Source organism: Thermomonas sp. XSG (assembly GCF_014678725.1).
Classification (GTDB): Bacteria; Pseudomonadota; Gammaproteobacteria; order Xanthomonadales; family Xanthomonadaceae; genus Thermomonas.
Genome location: NZ_CP061497.1, coordinates 1,740,800 through 1,759,945, shown reverse-complemented (window position 1 = coordinate 1,759,945; position 19,146 = coordinate 1,740,800). Strand labels below are relative to the sequence as shown.

The 19,146-nt window shown below is 69.8% G+C and carries 15 protein-coding genes and 2 pseudogenes; 2 read left to right on the top strand and 15 right to left on the bottom strand.

Annotation, left to right across the window (positions count from 1 at the left end):
- Positions 1–32 precede the first annotated feature (32 nt).
- The 11 genes and pseudogenes from lipA to ICG51_RS08180 form a co-directional block, all read right to left on the bottom strand.
- Positions 33–1,049: a lipoyl synthase gene (gene lipA / locus ICG51_RS08230; RefSeq protein ID WP_190279912.1), complete on the bottom strand. Its 1,017-nt coding sequence runs from the start codon at positions 1,047–1,049 to the stop codon at positions 33–35.
- Between the two features lie 37 nt (positions 1,050–1,086).
- Complete coding sequence (lipB, locus tag ICG51_RS08225) at positions 1,087–1,773, bottom strand: lipoyl(octanoyl) transferase LipB (protein WP_223809403.1); 687 nt, start codon at positions 1,771–1,773, stop codon at positions 1,087–1,089.
- A gap of 8 nt (positions 1,774–1,781) precedes the next feature.
- Complete coding sequence (locus tag ICG51_RS08220; protein WP_190279910.1) at positions 1,782–2,063, bottom strand: DUF493 family protein; 282 nt, start codon at positions 2,061–2,063, stop codon at positions 1,782–1,784.
- 76 nt (positions 2,064–2,139) lie between these two features.
- Positions 2,140–3,342, bottom strand: coding sequence for a D-alanyl-D-alanine carboxypeptidase family protein (locus ICG51_RS08215; protein WP_190279909.1), 1,203 nt, complete (start codon positions 3,340–3,342; stop codon positions 2,140–2,142).
- Positions 3,343–3,456: 114 nt separating this feature from the next.
- Positions 3,457–4,662, bottom strand: a complete 1,206-nt coding sequence (locus ICG51_RS08210) for a septal ring lytic transglycosylase RlpA family protein (RefSeq protein ID WP_190279908.1) — start codon at positions 4,660–4,662, stop codon at positions 3,457–3,459.
- A complete protein-coding gene (mltB, locus tag ICG51_RS08205; RefSeq protein ID WP_190279907.1) occupies positions 4,659–5,768 on the bottom strand; it encodes a lytic murein transglycosylase B in 1,110 nt (369 codons plus the stop codon). Before mltB ends, ICG51_RS08210 begins: the two co-directional genes overlap by 4 nt.
- Positions 5,769–5,876: 108 nt before the next feature.
- The gene (rodA, locus tag ICG51_RS08200; RefSeq protein WP_190279906.1) at positions 5,877–7,004 is read right to left on the bottom strand and encodes a rod shape-determining protein RodA; all 1,128 of its coding nucleotides are present in this window, start codon (positions 7,002–7,004) and stop codon (positions 5,877–5,879) included.
- Positions 7,005–7,120: 116 nt separating this feature from the next.
- Positions 7,121–8,947 (bottom strand): annotated as a pseudogene (gene mrdA / locus ICG51_RS08195) (penicillin-binding protein 2); the annotation flags it as partial.
- 6 nt (positions 8,948–8,953) lie between these two features.
- Complete coding sequence (gene mreD, locus ICG51_RS08190) at positions 8,954–9,433, bottom strand: rod shape-determining protein MreD (protein ID WP_190279905.1); 480 nt, start codon at positions 9,431–9,433, stop codon at positions 8,954–8,956.
- 86 nt (positions 9,434–9,519) lie between these two features.
- Positions 9,520–10,356: pseudogene (mreC, locus tag ICG51_RS08185) on the bottom strand (rod shape-determining protein MreC); the annotation flags it as partial.
- A gap of 112 nt (positions 10,357–10,468) precedes the next feature.
- On the bottom strand, positions 10,469–11,512 hold the full coding sequence (locus ICG51_RS08180) for a rod shape-determining protein (RefSeq protein WP_190279903.1): 1,044 nt from the start codon (positions 11,510–11,512) through the stop codon (positions 10,469–10,471).
- A gap of 208 nt (positions 11,513–11,720) precedes the next feature.
- On the opposite strand from ICG51_RS08180, the gene ICG51_RS08175 reads away from it, so the two are divergent.
- Positions 11,721–12,656: a carbohydrate kinase family protein gene (locus tag ICG51_RS08175; protein WP_190279902.1), complete on the top strand. Its 936-nt coding sequence runs from the start codon at positions 11,721–11,723 to the stop codon at positions 12,654–12,656.
- Here ICG51_RS08175 and ICG51_RS08170 read toward each other — a convergent pair.
- Genes ICG51_RS08170 through ICG51_RS08155 form a run of 4 tightly spaced genes read right to left on the bottom strand, consistent with a single transcriptional unit; the run spans position 12,641 to position 16,619 of the window.
- Positions 12,641–12,904 carry a hypothetical protein gene (locus ICG51_RS08170; RefSeq protein WP_223809402.1) on the bottom strand — a complete coding sequence of 88 codons (264 nt, stop codon included), beginning with the start codon at positions 12,902–12,904 and terminating at the stop codon, positions 12,641–12,643. The genes ICG51_RS08175 and ICG51_RS08170 overlap by 16 nt on opposite strands.
- A 4-nt stretch (positions 12,905–12,908) precedes the next feature.
- The gene (locus ICG51_RS08165) at positions 12,909–13,631 is read right to left on the bottom strand and encodes a hypothetical protein (protein WP_190279901.1); all 723 of its coding nucleotides are present in this window, start codon (positions 13,629–13,631) and stop codon (positions 12,909–12,911) included.
- A 31-nt stretch (positions 13,632–13,662) separates the two neighbouring features.
- A complete protein-coding gene (locus ICG51_RS08160) occupies positions 13,663–14,613 on the bottom strand; it encodes an alpha/beta hydrolase (RefSeq protein ID WP_190279900.1) in 951 nt (316 codons plus the stop codon).
- Positions 14,614–14,660: 47 nt separating this feature from the next.
- Positions 14,661–16,619 carry a M1 family metallopeptidase gene (locus ICG51_RS08155; RefSeq protein ID WP_190279899.1) on the bottom strand — a complete coding sequence of 653 codons (1,959 nt, stop codon included), beginning with the start codon at positions 16,617–16,619 and terminating at the stop codon, positions 14,661–14,663.
- Positions 16,620–16,814: 195 nt separating this feature from the next.
- On the opposite strand from ICG51_RS08155, the gene ICG51_RS08150 reads away from it, so the two are divergent.
- Positions 16,815–19,100, top strand: a complete 2,286-nt coding sequence (locus ICG51_RS08150) for a DUF5916 domain-containing protein (RefSeq protein ID WP_190279898.1) — start codon at positions 16,815–16,817, stop codon at positions 19,098–19,100.
- Positions 19,101–19,146: the final 46 nt, after the last annotated feature.

Below are 19,146 nucleotides of genomic sequence, written 5' to 3'. Positions count from 1 at the left end.
CCCTGGGTGAACGCCACCTCCACGCCCGCGCCTCAATCCGACGCGCGGCCCTCGCCGGTGCCCAAACGGGCGGCGGCCTGGCGATCGGCGTGATAGCTGGAGCGCACCATCGGCCCGGAGGCGACGTGGGCAAAGCCCAACGCATTGCCGTAATCGGCCAGCTGCTGGTATTCGTCCGGGGTCCAGTAGCGGAGCACCGGGTGGTGATGGGCGCTGGGCTGCAGGTACTGGCCGATGGTGACCATCTCGACGTCATGCGCGCGCAGGTCGCGCAGGGTGGCCTGCACCTGCTCCATCGTCTCGCCCAGACCCAGCATGATGCCGGACTTGGTCGGGATGGCCGGATGCTGCTGCTTGAACTTCTGCAGCAGGGTTAGCGACCACTGGTAGTCGGCCCCCGGGCGCACGTTGCGGTACAGGTCCGGCACGGTTTCGACGTTGTGGTTGAACACGTCCGGCGGGTTGAGCGCGAGGATCTCCAGCGCGCGCTCCATCCGGCCCTTGCCGCGGAAGTCCGGGGTCAGGATCTCGATCTTCGTGCCCGGCGCGATTTCGCGGATGGCGGCGATGCAGTCCACGAAGTGGCCGGCGCCGCCATCGCGCAGGTCGTCGCGGTCGACGCTGGTGACCACCACGTAGCGCAGGCCCATGTCCTTGACCGTCTGCGCCAGCCGCAGCGGCTCCACCGGGTCCGGCGGCTTGGGCCTGCCATGGGCCACGTCGCAGAAGCTGCAGCGGCGGGTGCAGACCTCGCCGAGGATCATGAAGGTGGCGGTGCCGTGGCTGAAGCACTCGTGGATGTTGGGGCAGCTGGCCTCCTCGCAGACCGTCACCAGCCGGTTCTCGCGCAGCTTGGCCTTGAGCGTCTGCACCGCGTTGCCGCTGGGGATGCGCACGCGGATCCAGCTGGGCTTGCGCAGGGTCGGCGCGTCGGCGAACTGCACCGGCGAGCGGGCGATCTTCTGGTCGGCAACCTGGCGCACGCCGGGCTCGAGGGAGGCCGCACCGTCGACGACGGCGAGCGGGATGCTGCGGGGGGGAGTACTCATGGCGCGATTATCGCGCACATCGGGCTGGCGGGCAGGCTCAGGCCGGCGGCGCGGCCTCATGTCGCCATGCCAGGCCGAACTGCCGGCCCAGCTGTTCCAGCAGGACCGGTTTCACCGCGTCCAGCGACGACGGCCCACCGAGGTCGGACAGCGCCACCACCTGCAGGCCGGCGTAACCGCATGGGTTGATCCGCGCGAACGCGGCGGTGCTGCCACCTTCGATGTTGAAGGCCAGCCCGTGGAAGGTGCAGCCGCGGCGCACGCGGATGCCCAGCGAGGCGATCTTGGCGCCGCCCACGTACACGCCGGGCGCGCCGTCCTTGCGGGCGGCGCCGATGTTCCATTCGTCGAGGGTGTCGATGATGGCCTGTTCAATCCGGCAGACGTAATCGCGCACGCCGATCTTCAGCCGCTTCAGGTCGAGCAGTGGATAAGCGACGATCTGGCCGGGCCCGTGATAGGTCACCTGGCCGCCGCGGTCGACATGGAGTACCGGGATGTCACCGGGCATCAGCACGTGTTCGGGCTTGCCGGCCTGGCCGAGGGTGAACACCGGCTCGTGCTCGACCAGCCACAGTTCGTCGGCGCTGTCCTCGGTGCGTGCGTCGGTGAACGCCTGCATGGCGCGCCAGACCGGCTCGTAGGGGCGGCGGCCAAGGTCGCGGACGATGGCGGGGCGCCCCGCATCTGCCTGCGGCCGCTTCTCCCCACAGGCGGGGAGCACAGCGGGACTCAGAGCGTCCACTTCACTTCAGGGTGGTCGCGCAGGGCGGCGTGGGCGCGGTCGTATTCCTCGCGCGAGCGGGCACGGAACGAAATCCGCACCGACACGTACTTGCCGTTGGTCGAGTGCCGCCAGGTCACGTCTTCGTGCAGCACGTCGATGCCGGCGGCCAGCAGGTGCTGCGGCAGGTCGGATTCCAGATGCTTGTCGGCGGGACCCATCGCCGACAGCTCGAAGGTGCCGGGGAACTGGAAGCCGTGCTCGGGATTGTCGGAATGGATCGTGTTCATACACGCATTATGGGGACGCCGCGGGACATCCCCAACCCTGCGCGGAGCCGCCGCGCGCGGGCAAGCCGGGGCTGGCTCAGCTCTGCCACCACATCAGCAACTCGTGCCACAGGCGCTTGAAGAAGCCGCCCTCCTCCACCGCGCTCACCGCCACCAGCGGCGCCTGCGCCACCAGCTTGCCATCCAGGGTCACCTTCACAGTGCCGATCTTCTGGCCCTTGGCGATCGGCGCCACCAGCGACTTCGGCAGGTCCATGGTGGCCTTCAGGCGGTCGTACTTGCCGCGTGCGGTGGTGACCAGCAGCGGCTGCGCCACGCCCACCTGCACCACGTCCTCCTCGCCCTTCCACACCTTCGGCGAGGCCAGCGCCTTGCCGGCCTCGTACAGGCGATGGGTCTCGTGGAAGCGGAAGCCCCAGTTGAGCAGCGCCTGCGAGTCCACCGCGCGCTGGTTCTCGCTGGTGTCGCCCATCACCACGGTGATCAGGCGCTGGTCGCCGCGCTTGGCCGAGGCCATCAGGCAATAGCCGGCGCTGGAGGTGTGGCCGGTCTTGATGCCGTCGACCGACGCATCGCGCCACAGCAGCAGGTTGCGGTTGGGCTGGGTGATCGGGCCAACCGTGAATTCCTTGATCTTGTTGTACGAATACGCCTCGGGGAAGTCGCGGATCAGCGCGCGCCCCAGCAGCGCCAGGTCGTGCGCGGTGGTGACATGGCCCTCGGCGGTCAGCCCGTGCGGGTTGACGAAGTGGGACGCCTTCATGCCGATCTTCTTGGCGTAGGCATTCATCAGCTGGGCGAACGCCTGCTCGCTGCCGGCAACGTGTTCGGCCAGCGCGATCGCGGCATCGTTGCCGGACTGCACCACCATGCCCTTTTCCATCTGCTCCAGCGGCGCGGTCTTGTTGACCTCGAAGCCGCTGTAGCTGCCGTCGGTACCGGCGCCACCGCTGCGCCAGGCGTTCTCGCTCATCATCACCTGGTCGGTGGCCTTGATCTTGCCGGCGGCCATTTCTGCGGCGATCACGTAGCTGGTCATCACCTTGGTGATGCTGGCCGGCTCCACCGGGGTATCCACGTTCTCGCCGGCCAGCACCTGGCCGGTGGCGTAGTCCATCACCAGCCAGGCCTTGCTGACCTTGGGCGCGGGCGCGTCCGGCACCGGCAGGTTGTCGCTCAGCGCGGCCGGGCGGGCGGGCGCCGGCGTCTGGGCGATGGCGAAGCCGGAACCGGCGGCCAGTGCGGCGGAAACGAGGACGACGGAAAACAGGGAACGCATCGATCAATACTCCTGAGGGTCGCGCAGGCGCGACGCAAAAACATGCTGGCGGTCATTCTAGCGACAACAGGATGCCCGCCCGGGAATGCAGGCCATGCCTGCGAATGGCGGGCGTCAGTTGCGGATGCGCTGCGGCTGCCCGAAACCCAGACCCACGATGCGCGCTGCAAGTTCCGGGGTTGCCGCTTCGCTGACCGGCCCGATCCGCAGCCGCCAGACCTTGCGACCGTTGATGTCGGCATCCTGCAGCTGGGCCTGCGCGATCGCCGCGCCCCGCAGCAGCGACAGCGCCTGCTCGGCGTTGCGCTGGTTGCTGAAGCTGGCAACCTGCAGGGTGATGCCTTCGGCGGTCGGGGTGGCCTGCGCGGCGATTGCCACCGGCGCGCCAGCGGCTGCCACCGGCGCGGCCGGGGCCGGCGCGCGGGCGGCGCTTGCGGCGACCGGGGTCGGCTTGCCGGTCGCCACGCGGATCTGGCGGGCGCGCATCCAGGCATCGAACTCGTCGGCGCTCATGGTGCGGCCGTCCTGGTGCATGTCGAAGCGATTGCCGTTGTCGGCAACCGGCTTCTGCTCGGGTAGCGCCTGCACCAGTTTGTCCATCGCCGATGGCGCGGCGGGGGCGGCAGCAGCGGTCGCAACGGCGTCCGGCGACAGCGCCTCCACCCGCACCCGCGCGGTGCCGCGCTCGCGGTAGCCCAGCTTGACCGCGGCGGCGTAGCTGAGATCGATGATCCGGCCCTTGTGGAACGGGCCGCGGTCGTTGACCCGCACCACCACCGACTTGCCGTTGTCGAGGTTGGTGACGCGGGCGAAGCTGGGCAGCGGCAGGCTCTTGTGGGCGGCACTGAAGGCGTACATGTCGTACACCTCGCCGCTGGAGGTGCGGCGGCCGTGGAACTTCTTGCCGTAATAGGACGCGCCGCCTTCCTCGGCATAGCCCTCGTGGTCGTCCAACACCCGGTACTTCTGGCCGAGCACCGCATAGTCGCGGTTGCCGGTGCGCGCGCGCGGCTCGTCACGCACTTCCGGCTCGGGAATCAAGTCGACGTCGGGAATCTCGTCGGGCACGGTGTCGGCGACGCCGGGACGGAACAGGCCGCCGGCGACGTAATCGCCGCGCTTGCTCGGATCCTCCTGCGCCGGCGCGTAGGGCGACACCCGGCGCGGGGTGGGCGCGATGCCCTCCGCGGGCGTGGCATCGACCGGCCTGCGTGCCGCGGCGTCCGCCGGGGCGCCGCGGGAGGCGCTGCCACCGGTGGTCGCGCAGGCCGCCAGCGCCAGCGGCAGCAGCGCCACCAGCAGGCGCAGCGGCGGCGTCATGCGCCGTCCACCTCGCGCCCGGCGATGGCCTGGGCGAGCTGGTACACCGCGGTCGCGTACAGCCGCGAGATGTTGTAGGTGGTGATCGCCTTGAAGTTGTTGTAGACGATCCAGTACTCCGGACCGGCAACACCCTCGAGCGTGATCAGCGTCACCGGCTGGCCGCCGTCCATGTGCAGCACGGCCACTGGGTCGGCGGCGCGGTAACCGAGCGCGGCCAGCGCGTCCACCCGCTGGTCCAGGGTGACCGCGTTGCCCGGGTTGACGAAATCGGCGGCGGCCGGATCGCGCACCGCGCGCTCCATCACCGGCCCCTTGGGCTGCCAATTGCCCTTCTTCGCGAAGTAGTTCGCGACCGAAGCGAACACGTCATCAAGATCATTGAACAGGTCGCGACGGCCGTCGCCATCGCCGTCCACCGCGTACTGGCGATAGCTGGACGGCATGAACTGGCCCCAGCCCATCGCACCGGCATAGCTGCCCTTGAGGGTGGTGATGTCCAGCCCCTCTTCCTTGCCCAGCGCGAACAGCTGCGCCAGTTCGTCGCGGAAGAAGGCCTCGCGCCTGTCCTCGTAGGCCACCCGCGCCGGGTCGCCGCTGCGCGGGTAGGCGAATGCCAGCGTGTAGAGCGCATCGACCACCGGCCAGCTGCCCTTGTTGCCGCCATAGCTGGTTTCCACGCCGAGGATCGCGGTCACGATTTCCTTCGGCACGCCGTAGCTGTCCTCGGCGCGCTGCAGGGCGCTGCGGTTGGCTTCGAGGAAGGCGCGGCCGCCGTCGATGCGTGCCGGTTGGATGAAGATCGGCCGGTAGTCGCGCCACGGCTTGGCTTCGGCAGGGCGCGACATCGCCTTGATGATGGCATCGCGGATCTGCGCACGTGCCAGCACGGCTTCGATGTCGGCAGCCGGAATGGCAAACCGCTGCGCGGTGCTGCGCACGAATTCGGCGCGGGCGGCGGCGATGTCGCGCGGCGTTTCGGCCGGTGCCGGTGCCGCGGGGGGTGGCAGGGGTTCCGGCACCAGTGCTGGCGTCGGCTTCCGGGGCGTTCCCGCGCAGGCGGCAAGCGCGAGCACGGCGAGGCTGGTCAGGATGCGTCGGATCATCGGCGCGGAGGGTAGCACGCGCTCCCGGCAAAATCGGAACGTCGCATTCAGGTTAAGCGGCGCAAAACCCCGCCCGCGCCGCAGCCGCAAACGCAGCCGCGATGCGGCTCAGCGGTGTACCTGGCGACGCGATTTCAGCGCCATCACCACGCCGAAACCCAGCAGCAGGGTGGCCGCCGAGGTGCCGCCGTAGCTCAGCAGCGGCATCGGCACGCCAACCACCGGCAGCACTCCCGAAATCATCGCGCCGTTGACCAGCACGTAGACGAACAGCGACAGGCCGATGGCGCCGGCCAGCAGGCGCGCGTAGCCGTCGCGCGAGTCGGCGGCGATCCACAGGCAGCGCGCGACCACGAACAGGTACAGCGCCAGCGTCAGCGCCACGCCGATCCAGCCGAAGTCCTCGGCCAGCACCGAAAACGCGAAATCGGTGGTGTGCTCGGGCAGGTAGTTCAGGTGCGACTGGGTGCCCTGGCCCCAGCCCTTGCCGGTCATCCCACCGCCGCCGATGGCGATCTGCGACTGCAGGATGTTCCAGCCCGCACCCATCGGGTCGTTCTCGGGGTTGCGGAAGGTCAGGATGCGATCCTGCTGGTAGGGCCGCAGGAAGCCCAGCCATTCGATCGGCGCGAACATCGCCAGCGCGAAGCCGGTGCCGCCGATCACCGCGGCGGCGCTCCACCACCACCACGAGGTGCCGGCCAGGAACAGCACGAACACGCCGGCGGCCAACACCAGCGCGGCGGTGCCGAGGTCGTGCTGGAGCAGGGTCAGGCCCACCGGCATCGCGATGATCGCCACCCCGCCCAGCAGGACGCCGAAGCGCGGCGGCAGCCGCTGGCGGTCGAAATGCCAAGCCAGCATCATCGGCAGGGTCAGCTTGGCCAGCTCCGACGGCTGGAAGTTGAAGAAGCCGAGGTTGATCCAGTGGTTGCCGTACTTGCCGCTGCCGATGAACAGCACCAGCACCAGCGGCACCAGCGACAGCAGGAAGATCGCCGGGGTCGCCTGCTTGAGCAGGTGCGCCGGCAGCCGCGAGGCCACCCACAGCGCGCCCAGGCCGACGCAGTAGAACGCGCCCTGCATCGCAACCCCGCGCAGGGATTCGTTGCCGGCGCTGAACTGGGTGGCCAGGCCGATCCCCATCAGGGCCAGCAGCCCCGCCAGCAGCGGCAGGTCGAGCGTGCGCGCGAAGCGCTGCAGCAGCTCCAGCAGGATCCGCAACAGGCCCTTCATCGCGCCTCCCGCGCCGACGCAGGCGCGACCGGCACCGCGTCCGGGCTGCCGCGCACGTCGGAGAAATCCGGCAGGACCGACCGGGCGGCGACGCCGACGGTCGCGGCGGCGGGCAACGGCTGCTTGCCCAGCAGCCAGGCGTCGAACACCTTGCGCGCGATCGGCGCGGCGCTGGACGCGCCGAAGCCGCCGCCCTCGACCGCCACCGCAATCACGATGCTCGGGCTTTCGACCGGCGCGTAGCCGATGTAGAGCGCGCGATGGCGTTTCCACAGCGGCAACGACCGCGGATCGACCGCGCGCGCGCCGCGATTGACGACCTGCGCGGTGCCGGTCTTGCCGGCTGAACGATACGGCGCGCCGCGGAACACGCTGGCCGCGGTACCGTGGGTGGTGGTCAGCGCCATGCCTTCTTGGACCACCCGCAGATGCCCGGCATCCTCGCTGATCCGCGACGGTGCCGGCTGCGGGATCGAATGCCAGGCCGCATCGAAGCGCGCGCGCTGTTGCGCCGCCAGGTGCGGCCGGCGCAACCGGCCGTCGTCGGCAATTGCCGCCGTGCCGCGCGCGAGTTGCAGCGGCGTAACCTTCCACAAGCCCTGGCCAATGGAGGCGTTAACCATGTCGCCGGGATACCAGCGGTCCTTCGCGTACTGCCGTTTCGATGCCGGCGACGGCACGATGCCGGCGATTTCGCCAGACAGGTCGATGCCGGTCGGCTGGCCAAAGCCGTACTTCGCCATGTATTCGCCGTAGCGCTTCTCGCCCAGGTCCATCGCGAGCCTGTAGTAGTAGGTGTTGACCGATTCGTAGATCGCCTTGCGGGCATCGGTCCAGCCGTGGACGCCATCCAGCCAGCCGCGGCCGCTCATTCCCGGCAGGCGGAACACGCCGGTGGACAGGACCTTGTCCTCGGGCCTGCGCAGTCCGCTGTCCAGCCCGGCCAGCGTGGTCAGCGGCTTGATCGTCGAGCCGGGCGCCACGCCGCCCAGGACCAGGCGGTTGAACTGCGGCCGCGAGGGGTTGTCGTTCAGCGCCCGGTAGTCGGCATGGCTGATGCCGTTGACGAACAGGTTGGTGTCGTAGGACGGCAGGCTGACCATCGCCAGGATCTCGCCGGTGCGCGGGTCCAGCGCCACCGCGGTGCCTTCCAGTTCGCCGAACGCATCCACCATCGCCTGCTGCAGCTCAGTGTCGATCGACAGCTTGAGGTCGGTGCCGGGCACCGCCGGCACGGTGTCGAGCGCGCGCACGGTGCGCCCGGCGACGTTGGTTTCCAGCCGCCGGTAACCGGGCCGGCCGCGCAGCTGCGCCTCGTAGTAGCGCTCCAGCCCGGTCTTGCCGGTGTGGGTGTAGGCGCCGCCGGCATCGCCCAGCGCGGCCAGGTCCTTGTCGTCGATGCGACCGACGTAACCGACCACGTGCGCGAACAGGTCGCCATAGGGGTAGACGCGGCCGAGGTAAGGCACCAGCTCCACGCCCGGGAAGCGCCAGCGGTCGACCGCGAAACGCGCGACTTCCTCGTCCGGCACCCGCAGCTTGATGGTCACCGGCTTGAACGGCCGGGCCGCCCTGTAGTCGCGCAGGAACTGCGCCTTCTGCTCGTCGTCCAGGGCGACTACGTCTTGCAGACTTGCCAGCAGCTTTGCAGGGTCGCCGGCCCGCTCCGGCACCGCCTCCAGCCGCCATGCCGCCACGTTGTCGGCGAGGATGCGGCCCTTGCGGTCGTAGATCAGCCCGCGCGCCGGCGCCACCGGCACCAACCGCAGGCGGTTGGCCTCGGAGCGGGTGGCGAACTCGTCGTGGCGGAGCACCTGCAGCCGGAAATACCAGCCGGCCAGCCCGCCCAGCCCGGCCAGCGCGACCAGGAAGCCGGCCAGCGCGCGGCGGCGGAACAGCGCGGCTTCGGCGGCATGGTCCTTGATCTGGCGGGCGCGGCGCATCATCGCTCAGCCGGGCCGGCGCAGCCGCAGGAAATCGAGCAGCAGGTGCAGCGGCGGCCACAGCAACATCCCGGCCAGCGGCGCCGCCCAGTACAGCCACGGCAGCTGCGGCACGCCGGTCAGCAGGTGCAGGCCGGCGCTGATGACGCGGTCGTTGAGCAACAGCACGCCGATGGTCAGCGCCTGCTGCGAAACCGGGAAGAAGCGCAGCCGTGCGCGGAAGCGCTCGAGGATGAACGCCAGCACCACCAGCCGCAGCGACTGTTCGCCCAGCAACCCGCCGAACGCGAGATCGGCCAGCAGGCCCAGCACGAACGCCGTGCCCAGCCCAACCCGGTCCGGGGTTTCCAGCAGCCAGTACGCCAGCACCAGCGCCAGCCAGTACGGCCGCAGCGCCTGCAGCGCGCCGGGCAGGGGCACCAGACCCAGCAACAGCGCCAGCAGCAGGCTGACCGGCAGCACCCAGCCGTTGCGCGCGCGGCTCATCGGGCCGGCTCCACGGGCTGCGCGGCTGGCGGCGGCACCGGGACGGCAGCGGCGGCGCCGGGCGCCCCGGCGGATGCGGCCAGGGCCGGGCGGTAGCCGCGCAGCAACAGCACGTCGCGACCGCGGTCCAGCTGCGCGGCCGGCTTCACTTCCGCCTCGAGGAAGGCACGTCTGTCGTCTGCCCGCAGCGCGCCCACCCGCCCCACTGCGAAGCCGGGCGGGAAACGCTCGCCCAGGCCGGAGGTCAGCAGCTCATCGCCTTCCCGCACGTCGGCCGACAGCGGAATGTCGCCCAGCTGCAGCGCGTCGCTGCGGCCGGTGCCATAGACCACCAGCCGCACCCCGCTGCGCGCCACCATGACCGGCACGGCGTGGTCGGGGTCGGTCAGCAGCAACACGGTGGCGGTGCTCGGGGTGGTGGCGATCACCTGCCCCATCAGGCCGCGGGCATCGATCACCGGCTGACCGACCCGCACGCCGCTGCCGCTACCGGCATCCAGCAGCAGGCGCTGGCGGCTGGGGTCCAGGTCGACGTCGAGTACGCCGGCCAACTGCACGTCGAGGCGGCCGCGTTCGGCACTGTCCAGCAGCCCGCGCAGGCGTGCATTCTCCGCCGCGGCGGTGCGCAGGCGTGCATTGCGGGCGGCCGACAGCAACAGCGCCTGGCGCAGGCGCGCGTTGTCGCTGGCCAGCTGGGCGCGGGTCACCACGTTCTCGCGCAGGCTGGAGCCCGCGCGCGACGGCAGCCCGGCCAGCCACCACAGCGGCTGCATCGCCGCCTCGGCGCGCACCCGCGTCGCATGCAACCAGCCGCCGCGGTAGTCCAGCACCATCAGCGCACCGGCCAGCACCAGGAAGGCCAACAACCGCAGCACGCCGGCGATTTCACCGGGGCGGGAAGCGGAAGGGCCGGCGTGGGGCATGGTCTAGGCGCGGGAAAGGGGACAGCGGAAGAAGGGGAACACCGGCGCGTCGCGGAAGGAAGATCGCGTGCGCTCGCTCACGCGCCCCCTCCCCGACGCCCGCGGCAACGGATCATTCCGGCGCGAAGAACTCGTTGCCGTGCATGTCCACCAGCTCCAGCGCGCGCCCGCCACCGCGCGCCACGCAGGTCAGCGGATCATCCGCCACCTGCACGTGCAAGCCGGTTTCCTCGGAGATCAGCTTGTCGAGGTCGCGCAGCAGCGCACCGCCGCCGGTCAGCACGATGCCACGCTCGGCAACGTCGGAGCACAGCTCCGGCGGGGTCTGCTCCAGTGCCAGGCGGATGCCGGAGACGATGCCGGACAGCGGCTCGCGCAGCGACTCCAGCACTTCGTTGGAATTGATGGTGATGATCTTCGGCACGCCCTCGGCCAGGTGGCGGCCGGAGATTTCCATCTCGCGCACCTGCGCCTGCGGGTAGGCGTTGCCCAGTTCCATCTTGATCTTCTCGGCGGTGGCATCGCCGATCAGCATGCCGTGGTGGCGGCGCACGTAGGCGATGATGGCCTCGTCGAAGCGGTCGCCGCCGATCCGCACCGACTGCGAATAGACGATGCCGTTCAGCGCGATCACCGCCACCTCGGTGGTGCCGCCGCCGATGTCCACGACCATCGAGCCGCGCGCCTCGGTCACCGGCATGCCGGCGCCGATCGCGGCCGCCATCGGCTCCTCGATCAGGTAGACCTCGCGCGCGCCGGCCTCTTCCGCCGACTCCTTGATCGCGCGGCGCTCCACCTGGGTGCTGCCGGCCGGCACGCACACCAGCACGCGCGGGCTGGGGCGCAGGAAGCGGCTCTTGTGCACCTTGCGGATGAAGTGCTTGAGCATTTCCTCGGTGTAGGTGAAGTCGGCGATCACGCCATCCTTCATCGGCCGCACCGTGGTCATATGGCCGGGGGTACGGCCGAGCATCTGCTTGGCCTCGCTGCCGACCGCCGCCACCGCGCGCGCGCCGCCGCCGCGGTCCTGGCGCACCGCCACGACCGAGGGTTCATTGAGGACGATGCCCTGGCCACGCACGTAGATCAGGGTGTTGGCGGTGCCGAGGTCGATGGAAAGGTCGCTGGAGAAGTAGCGGCCGAGGAACTTGAACATGCGGAGGGCTGCCGGAAAAGGGGATCGCCGCGCGGGGGAAACGCGGAAGGAAGAAGGCCGCGGTCGCTGACACCGCCGGGGGCGGTTAGCCTAGCAATGCCCCCCGCCGCCGGCAAGGAACAACGTCCCGGACCCATTCACACGGCGTGCCCGCGGCCGGGACGGCGGGTATCATGGGCGGCCTTGCGTCCGCTTTCCGAGACTCCCGATGGCTGCCCTGATCTGTGGTTCCCTGGCTTACGACACCATCATGGTGTTCCCCGACCAGTTCAAGAACCACATCCTGCCGGACAAGGTGCATATCCTCAACGTGTCCTTCCTGGTGCCGCGGATGCGCCGCGAGTTCGGCGGCTGCGCAGGCAACATCGCCTACAACCTCAAGCTGCTGGGTGGCGACCCCATCCCGATGGCCACGGTGGGCGCGGACTTCGGCCCGTACCGCGAATGGTTCGGCGAGCACGCCATCACCCTGGACCACGTCAAGGTGATCGACGAATTGTTCACCCCGCAGGCGTTCATCACCACCGACCACGACAACAACCAGATCACCGCCTTCCATCCGGGCGCGATGATGCGCAGCTACGAGAATCACGTGAAGGACGTGCCGGGCGTGACCATCGGCATCGTCAGCCCCGACGGCTACGAGGGCATGCTGCAGAACGCGAAGGAATTCCACGAGGCCGGCATCCCCTTCATCTTCGACCCCGGCCAGGCGATGCCGCTGTTCAACGGCGAGGAACTGCGCCGCTTCATCGAGCTGGCCGACTACGTCACCGTCAATGACTACGAGTCCAACCTGTTGCAGGAGCGCACCGGCTGGAGCGAGCAGGACATCGCCGCCAGGGTGAAGGCCTACATCACCACGCGCGGGCCGCAGGGTGCCGAGATCCACGCCGACGGCACCACCCACCGCATCCCGCCGGCGCACGAGCGCCGCGTCACCGATCCCACCGGCTGCGGCGACGCCTTCCGCGCCGGCCTGATCTTCGGCATCGAGAAGGGCTACGACTGGATGACCATCGGCCGCATGGGCAACCTGATGGGCGCGCTCAAGGTGGAGCACCCCGGCACCCAGAACCAGCGTTTCGACTACGAGGAATTCGCCGAGCAGTTCCGCCAGCAGTTCGGCTACGCGCTGGGCTGATTGGTCGCGGCGGCGGGGTATTCCGCCGCTGCACGCTCCAGCCATGCCGGCAGCTCGCGCCGGCGCACCCCCTGCGCCTTCGCCTGCCGCAGCCGGGCCAGCATCCACGCGCGCCGGTCGGCATCCGCCCCGGCGAAAGACAGGGCCAGGTCGCGGTCCATCCAGCGCCGCACCAGCAGGAACAGGATCACGTGCAGGGCCAGCGCCAGCGCGCTGACCAGCGCAATGACGGCGATGTCGAAGGCCACCGGCTCAGTTCCACTTCGGCAGCTTCGCCGGCGCCAAGCCGCCGACCTCGAACTCGGCAGTGCGCCTGCCGACGGCCTTGGTCGGGAATTCGATCGACAGGTGGCCGGCCGATTTCGCCAGTTTCCACAGCGCCTTGTGGTCTTCGATGAACATGGCGATGGCTTCGTCGGTCTTCGGCCGCGAGCCCGGCAGCGTGTGGGTCTTGCCGTCGGCGACGACCTTCAGCCTGCAGCCGCCGTAGCAGTCGAAGTCGCCGGCCTCCAGCACCAGGTAGGCGCTGCGGCCCCATTCCGGGTGGTCGCGGAAGATCAGCCGCACCGGGTGCGCGCCGCCGCCGTCGGTGTCCACCGGCTCCTGCGAATAGATCGACGCCGACAGCTGGTGGCCGTCCTTGCCGACCGGCTCGTCGCCGTAGCTCCACAGCGCCGCCAGCCGCTGCTGCAGCACCTCGGCCTCGGCCTTGGCACGGATGTCCTCGAGTCTGGGCTTGACCCGCGCCGCGGCCTGGCTGGTGGGGTGGTCGATCTGCAGGACCTCGCCGTAGCCCTTGGCCAGCCGCCAGTTCTGCGCGGCCACCGCGTCCTCGAACTGCTTTTCCATCGCCACTGCCGCCTGTTCCTTCGCCTCCGCCTGCGCGGCGGCGGCGCGCGCGGCGGCCTCCGGGTCCTCGCCCTTGCAGGCAGGCAGCAGCAGGCACAGCGCAACCACCAGCGGCAGGATTTTCATCGGCGTGCTCCCATCGGTACGTCTGTCCACGTCACTGTGCGTGCATCCATTCAACCACGGCCTCGGCCACCGCGTGCGGGCGCTCCATCAGCGACATGTGGCCGCAGCCATCCAGCAGCACCCGGCGCGCCTGCGGGATGCGCGCCGCGTACAGGTCCAATGCGCTGGGGTCGATCACCGCATCCTGCCGGCACCACAGCAGCAGCGCCGGCTGGCGGATGCGTGCGGCCTCTTCGCCCGGCAGCAGGCTGTCGGCGCCGCGGCCGATGCGGTCCAGCACCGACTGCTCGAAGGCGGCGTCGGCGCGGCGTTTTTCGATCAGCCCGGTCGAGGCGGGCCACGGGATCCACGGCTTGGCGGCCGCGTCGAAGAACACCGTGTCGAGGTAGCGCTGCAGGCCCACGGCATCCTCCACCGCGAACGGATTGCGGCCGGCCAGCACGGCAAGGCCGAAGCGGTTGTCCTTGAAGCGCACGCCGGCCGCGTTGAGCAGCCCCACTTTCGCCACCGTGTCCGGATGCCGCGCGGCGACCAGCGCGGCGATGCCGCCGCCCATCGAATGCCCCAGCAACACCACCGGCCGATCAGACGAGACCACGCGCAGGAACGCCGCCACGCGTTCCGCCTGTTCGGGAAAACCATAGGCGACGCCCGGCTTGCGCTCCGACGCGCCCCAGCCCGGCAGGTCGGGAACCAGCAGCCGGTAGCGACCCCGCAGTTCGCGCGCCAGCGGATACCAGTTCTCCTTGCTGCCGGTATAGCCGTGCAGCATGACGAGGGTGGGCGCGGCGGGATCGTCGGCCTCGCGGTACGCGTACGCCCAGCGATGGCCGGCGGCTTCAACCGTGCCCGCGGACAGTCCTGCGGCAACACGCTGGCGCGCGAACTCCGCGCGCACCAGCAGGTACGGATCGCGCCACAGGATGATCGCGGCGACCAGCACCGCGAGCAGGAACAAGGGCAGGACGAAGGGTTTGACCATCGTCTACGCGAGCGCGCCGGCCACGCGGGCCGGCGCGCCCGGCGCGGTCACTGGGCTGCCGGAGCAGCCGCTGCCGCCGGCGCCTTCGCCTTGGCTTCGGCGATGATCGCCTCCACCGAGCCCGCGGTGATCGGGTGGGTGGCCGGCTTGGCCTTGGCGAACACCTGCTCGGCGAAGGCCAGCCCGCCCGGCGTTGCCACCAGCGCCTTGTAGACCGGCAGGATCAGCTTGCGGCGACCGACGCGCTCCAGGAACTTGCCCATCTCCTCGCGCGCCGCCGCATACCCGCTGCGTTCAGCCAGCGGGTACCAGCGCATCGCGATCTCGCCATTGGGCGTGCCGGTGAAATGGTAGGCCTCGTCCAGCTGCTGCAGCTGTTCGGCCTTCAGCGACTCCGGCATGCCTTCGAGGAAATGCACCCATTCCTGCGTGCCCCAGGCGCCGGTGATGGCCTTGTCGGGCAGCTTGGCGCTGCCCTGCCAGGCGATCCGCGCGGCATTCACCGTGCTGAACTTGCCGGACTCCACCTGCGGCGCGTTGCCGGGGATGCCGGGCTCGTACAGCCACTGGTCGACCTCCTGCATCGTCACCACGTTGGGGTGCTTGTCGATCAGGTTGGCCTTCAGGTAGTCGCGGAACTGGCTGGTGGTGATGCTCTGGAAGGCGAAATGGTCGAAGTAGCCCTTCAGCCACGGATCGAAAACCGCGCGGCCGAAGCGCTTTTCCAGGAACTGCAGGAACCAGGCGCCCTTGGTGTAGACGGTGGCGCTGGACTGGTCGTCCGGGTCGGCCAGCGTGCCCGGCTTCAGCGACAGGCGCTGCAGCTTGGGATCGAGCGACTTGAATTCGTTCTTCAGTTCGTCGCGGTCGATCACCTCCTCCATCGCGGCCATGTCGCGGCCGTACAGCGCCTCGGTGATCCGGCTCTGCACGTAGGTGGTGGTGCCCTCGTTGAGCCAGCTGTCCTTGTCGGTGGCGAAGGTGACCAGGTTGCCCGACCAGCTGTGCGCCAGCTCATGCGCGATCAGCGAGACCAGCGACTTGTCGCCGACGATCACGGTGGGGGTGGCGAAGGTCAGGCGCGGGTTCTCCATGCCGCCGTACGGGAACGACGGCGGCAGCACCAGCAGGTCGTAGCGGCCCCAACGGTACGGGCCGTACAGGCCTTCGGCGGCATCGATCATCTTCTCGGTGTCGTCGAACTCGGCCACCGCCTTGTCCACCATCGCCGGCTCCGCCCACACGCCGCTGCGCTCGCCGATCGGCTTGAACACCAGGTCGCCGGCGGCGATGGCGAGCAGGTAGGACGGGATCTTCTGCGGCATCTTGAAGCTGTAGTCGCCATCGCGCGCCGCCTTCGGGTCGTTGTCGGCGCTCATCAGCACCATCACGTCGGCCGGCGACTTCACGTGGGCGCTGTAGGTGAAGCGGATCTGCGGGGTGTCCTGCAGCGGCACCCACGAACGCGCGTGGATCTGCTGCGACTGGCTGAACATGAACGGGGTCTGCTTGCCTTCCGTCATCGACGGCGCCAGCCACTGCAGGCCGGAGGCCTCGGGCGAGGTGGCATAGGTGACGCGCACCTTGGCCGGACGGTTCGGGGTTTCGATGGTCAGCGCGCTGCCCAGCACCTTGTCCTTGTCCGACAGCGCGAACTTCAGCGGCTCCCACTTGCCGTCGGCAGTCTGCCCTTCGGCCTTGTCGATGGTCAGGTCGCGGGTGTCCAGCACCAGCTGGGTCGCGGACTTGTCCACCCAGTCCAGCGCGTAGGTGGCGGTGCCGCCGATGGTCTTGCTGTCGAAGTCGATGGCCAGGTCCAGCGCCAGGTCGGTGGTGCGGACCTTGTCCGGCTGGGCGTAGGAATGCTCGTCCACGATCTTCTCCGCGGCAGCGGCCGGTGCGGCCGGCGCGGCAGCGGCGGGCGCGGGGTTCTGGTTGCGCTGGCAGCCGGTGGCGACCAGGCCCAGCGCGGCGGCGATGGAAACGGAAAGAAGCAGCTGACGCATGGTCACGACCCGGTAGCGGAAAAACCCGAGTTTATCGCCGCCGGCAGGCATCCGTCGCATGCCTGGCCGCGCTGCGGCGCGGATGGACCACACTGCGCGCCCGCCGCCGATCGCCATCCCTGCCATCAGTCATGGCAACCGTGGGCACCGGTGCGGCATCCCAGTGTCATCGACGATCCGCGATGGAGAGCCCGCTTGAAGCCGTTTGCCCTGAAGCCGCACGCCCTGGCCACCGCCCTGCTGCTGTGCGCCCCGTTCGCCGGCGCCCATGCCGCCACCCCGCCTGCCGCGGACGACGCCGGTGCCGTGTCGCGTTCGCCGTTCGTGCCCGGCGGCCGCATCCCGCTGCTGCGCGGCGACATCAGCATCGACGGCAACCCGGACGAGGCGGCGTGGGGCGAGGCGCTGGTGCAGGAGATCGCCTTCGACATCCAGCCCGGCGACAACACCCCCGCGCCGGTGAAGACCACGGTGCGGATGGGCTATACCGCCGATGCGCTGTACCTGGCCTTCCACGCGAAGGACCCCGACCCGTCGCGCATCCGCGCCCACCTGCGTGACCGCGACGCCGCGTTCAACGACGACTGGGTGGGCGTGTTCCTCGACACCTTCAACGACCACCGCCGCGGCTACGAATTGATCGTCAACCCGCTGGGCGTGCAGGCCGACCTGATCCGCGACGAAACCAACAGCAACAACCAGGAGGATCCCAGCTGGGACGGGCTGTGGGCCAGCGCCGGCCGGCTGACCGACGACGGCTACGAAGTCGAGGTGCGCATCCCGTTTTCCACCCTGCGCTTCCCGGCTGCCGGCGGCGACCAGCGCTGGGGCATCTCGCTGTTCCGCAACTGGCCGCGCGACAAGCGCCACCAGCTGGCCAGCCACCAGGTGCCGCGCGAATCCAACTGCTTCCAGTGCCAGTGGGGCAAGTACGACGGCCTGGCCGGTGCGCAGCAGGGCCGCAATCTGGAGATCGTGCCGACCCTGACCGTGGGCACCACGCAGGACCGCGACCACGCCGGCGAACGCTGGCGCAGCGGCGACACCAGCATCGAGCCCGGCGTGGACGTGAGCTGGGCGCCGTCGCCGGCGATGACCCTCAACGCCACCCTCAACCCGGACTTCTCGCAGGTCGAAACCGACCAGCTGCAGCTCGCCTTCAACGACAGCTTCGCGCTGTTCTACCAGGAGAAGCGGCCGTTCTTCCTGGAGGGCGCGGACTACTTCACCAGCCAGTTCGACGTGCTCTATACGCGCCAGATCGCCGACCCCGATTTCGGCCTGCGCGTGACCGGCCGCACCGGCAGCGGCGCCTACGGCGCGATCGTGGCGCGCGACGCCACCACCCTGCTGCTGGTGCCGGGCGTGCTGGGCTCGGGCTTCGAGCAGCTGGACCAGCAGGCCAACGTGGCGGTGGGGCGCTACCGCTACGACTTCAACACCCACTTCAGCGTCGGCGCGATCGGCACCTTCCGCCAGGGCGACGACTACAGCAACAACGTGGCCGGCGTCGACGCCCGTTGGCAGCAGGGCAGCCACACCGCCACCGCGCAGTTCCTGCACAGCCAGTCGGAATATCCCGCCGCCATTGTCGATGGCTACAGGGACGAGTTGGGCGACGATGCCACCCCGTCCGGCAACGCCTGGCGCGCCGCGTATTCGTTCGGCAACCGCAACTGGAGCTTCGACGCCTGGCATATGGACATCGACCCGGGCTTCCGCGCCGATCTCGGCTTCATGGGCCAGGTGGGCTACGACAAGTCGCTGCTGGGCGCCGGCCACAGCTGGTTCCGCGACGGCAAGGCGTTCAACCGCATCAATGCCTACGTGGACTTCGACATCACCCACCGCTTCGACGGCCAGCTGCTGGAACGCGAGCTGGAAGCGCAGGTCAACGCGCAGGGACCGATGCAGAGCAGCCTGCGCCTGCACGGCCTGACCCGTACGCGGTACTGGGAGGGCCGGCTGTTCGACGAGCACTACGCCGACGTCAACGCCAGCTTCCGCCCCAACGGCAAGCTGCAGCTGGGCGCCTACGTGCAGGTCGGGCAGATGCTGGACCTGGCCGCGGACCGCACCGGCCGGCGCACGATGCTCGAGTTGTCCGGCAACCTCAATGTCGGCCGCGGCATCGCGCTGGACATGGACCTTGTCCACCAGCGCATGCGCCGCGACGGCGGCACCGCATTCACCGCCAGCGTGCTGAACGCGGGCGGCAGCTGGCAGTTCGACCCGCGCCAGCGGCTGCGCATCACCGTGCAGGGCAGCAAGGTGGACCGCGACCCGGCGCTCTACCTCGACGCGTTAAACGAAAGCGCGCGCGACTGGGCCGCGCAGCTGGTCTATTCCTACAAGGTCAACCCGCGCACCGCGCTGTACGCCGGCGCGTCCTACGGCGCGTTCATGGACGACGACCATCGCGAGCTGTTCGGCAACACCCGCAGCGTGTTCGTGAAGCTGAGCTACGGCTGGCAGCCGTGAGGCCCGGCGGACGCTCCCCTGCAGGAGCGCACCGCAGGGGCGCGAT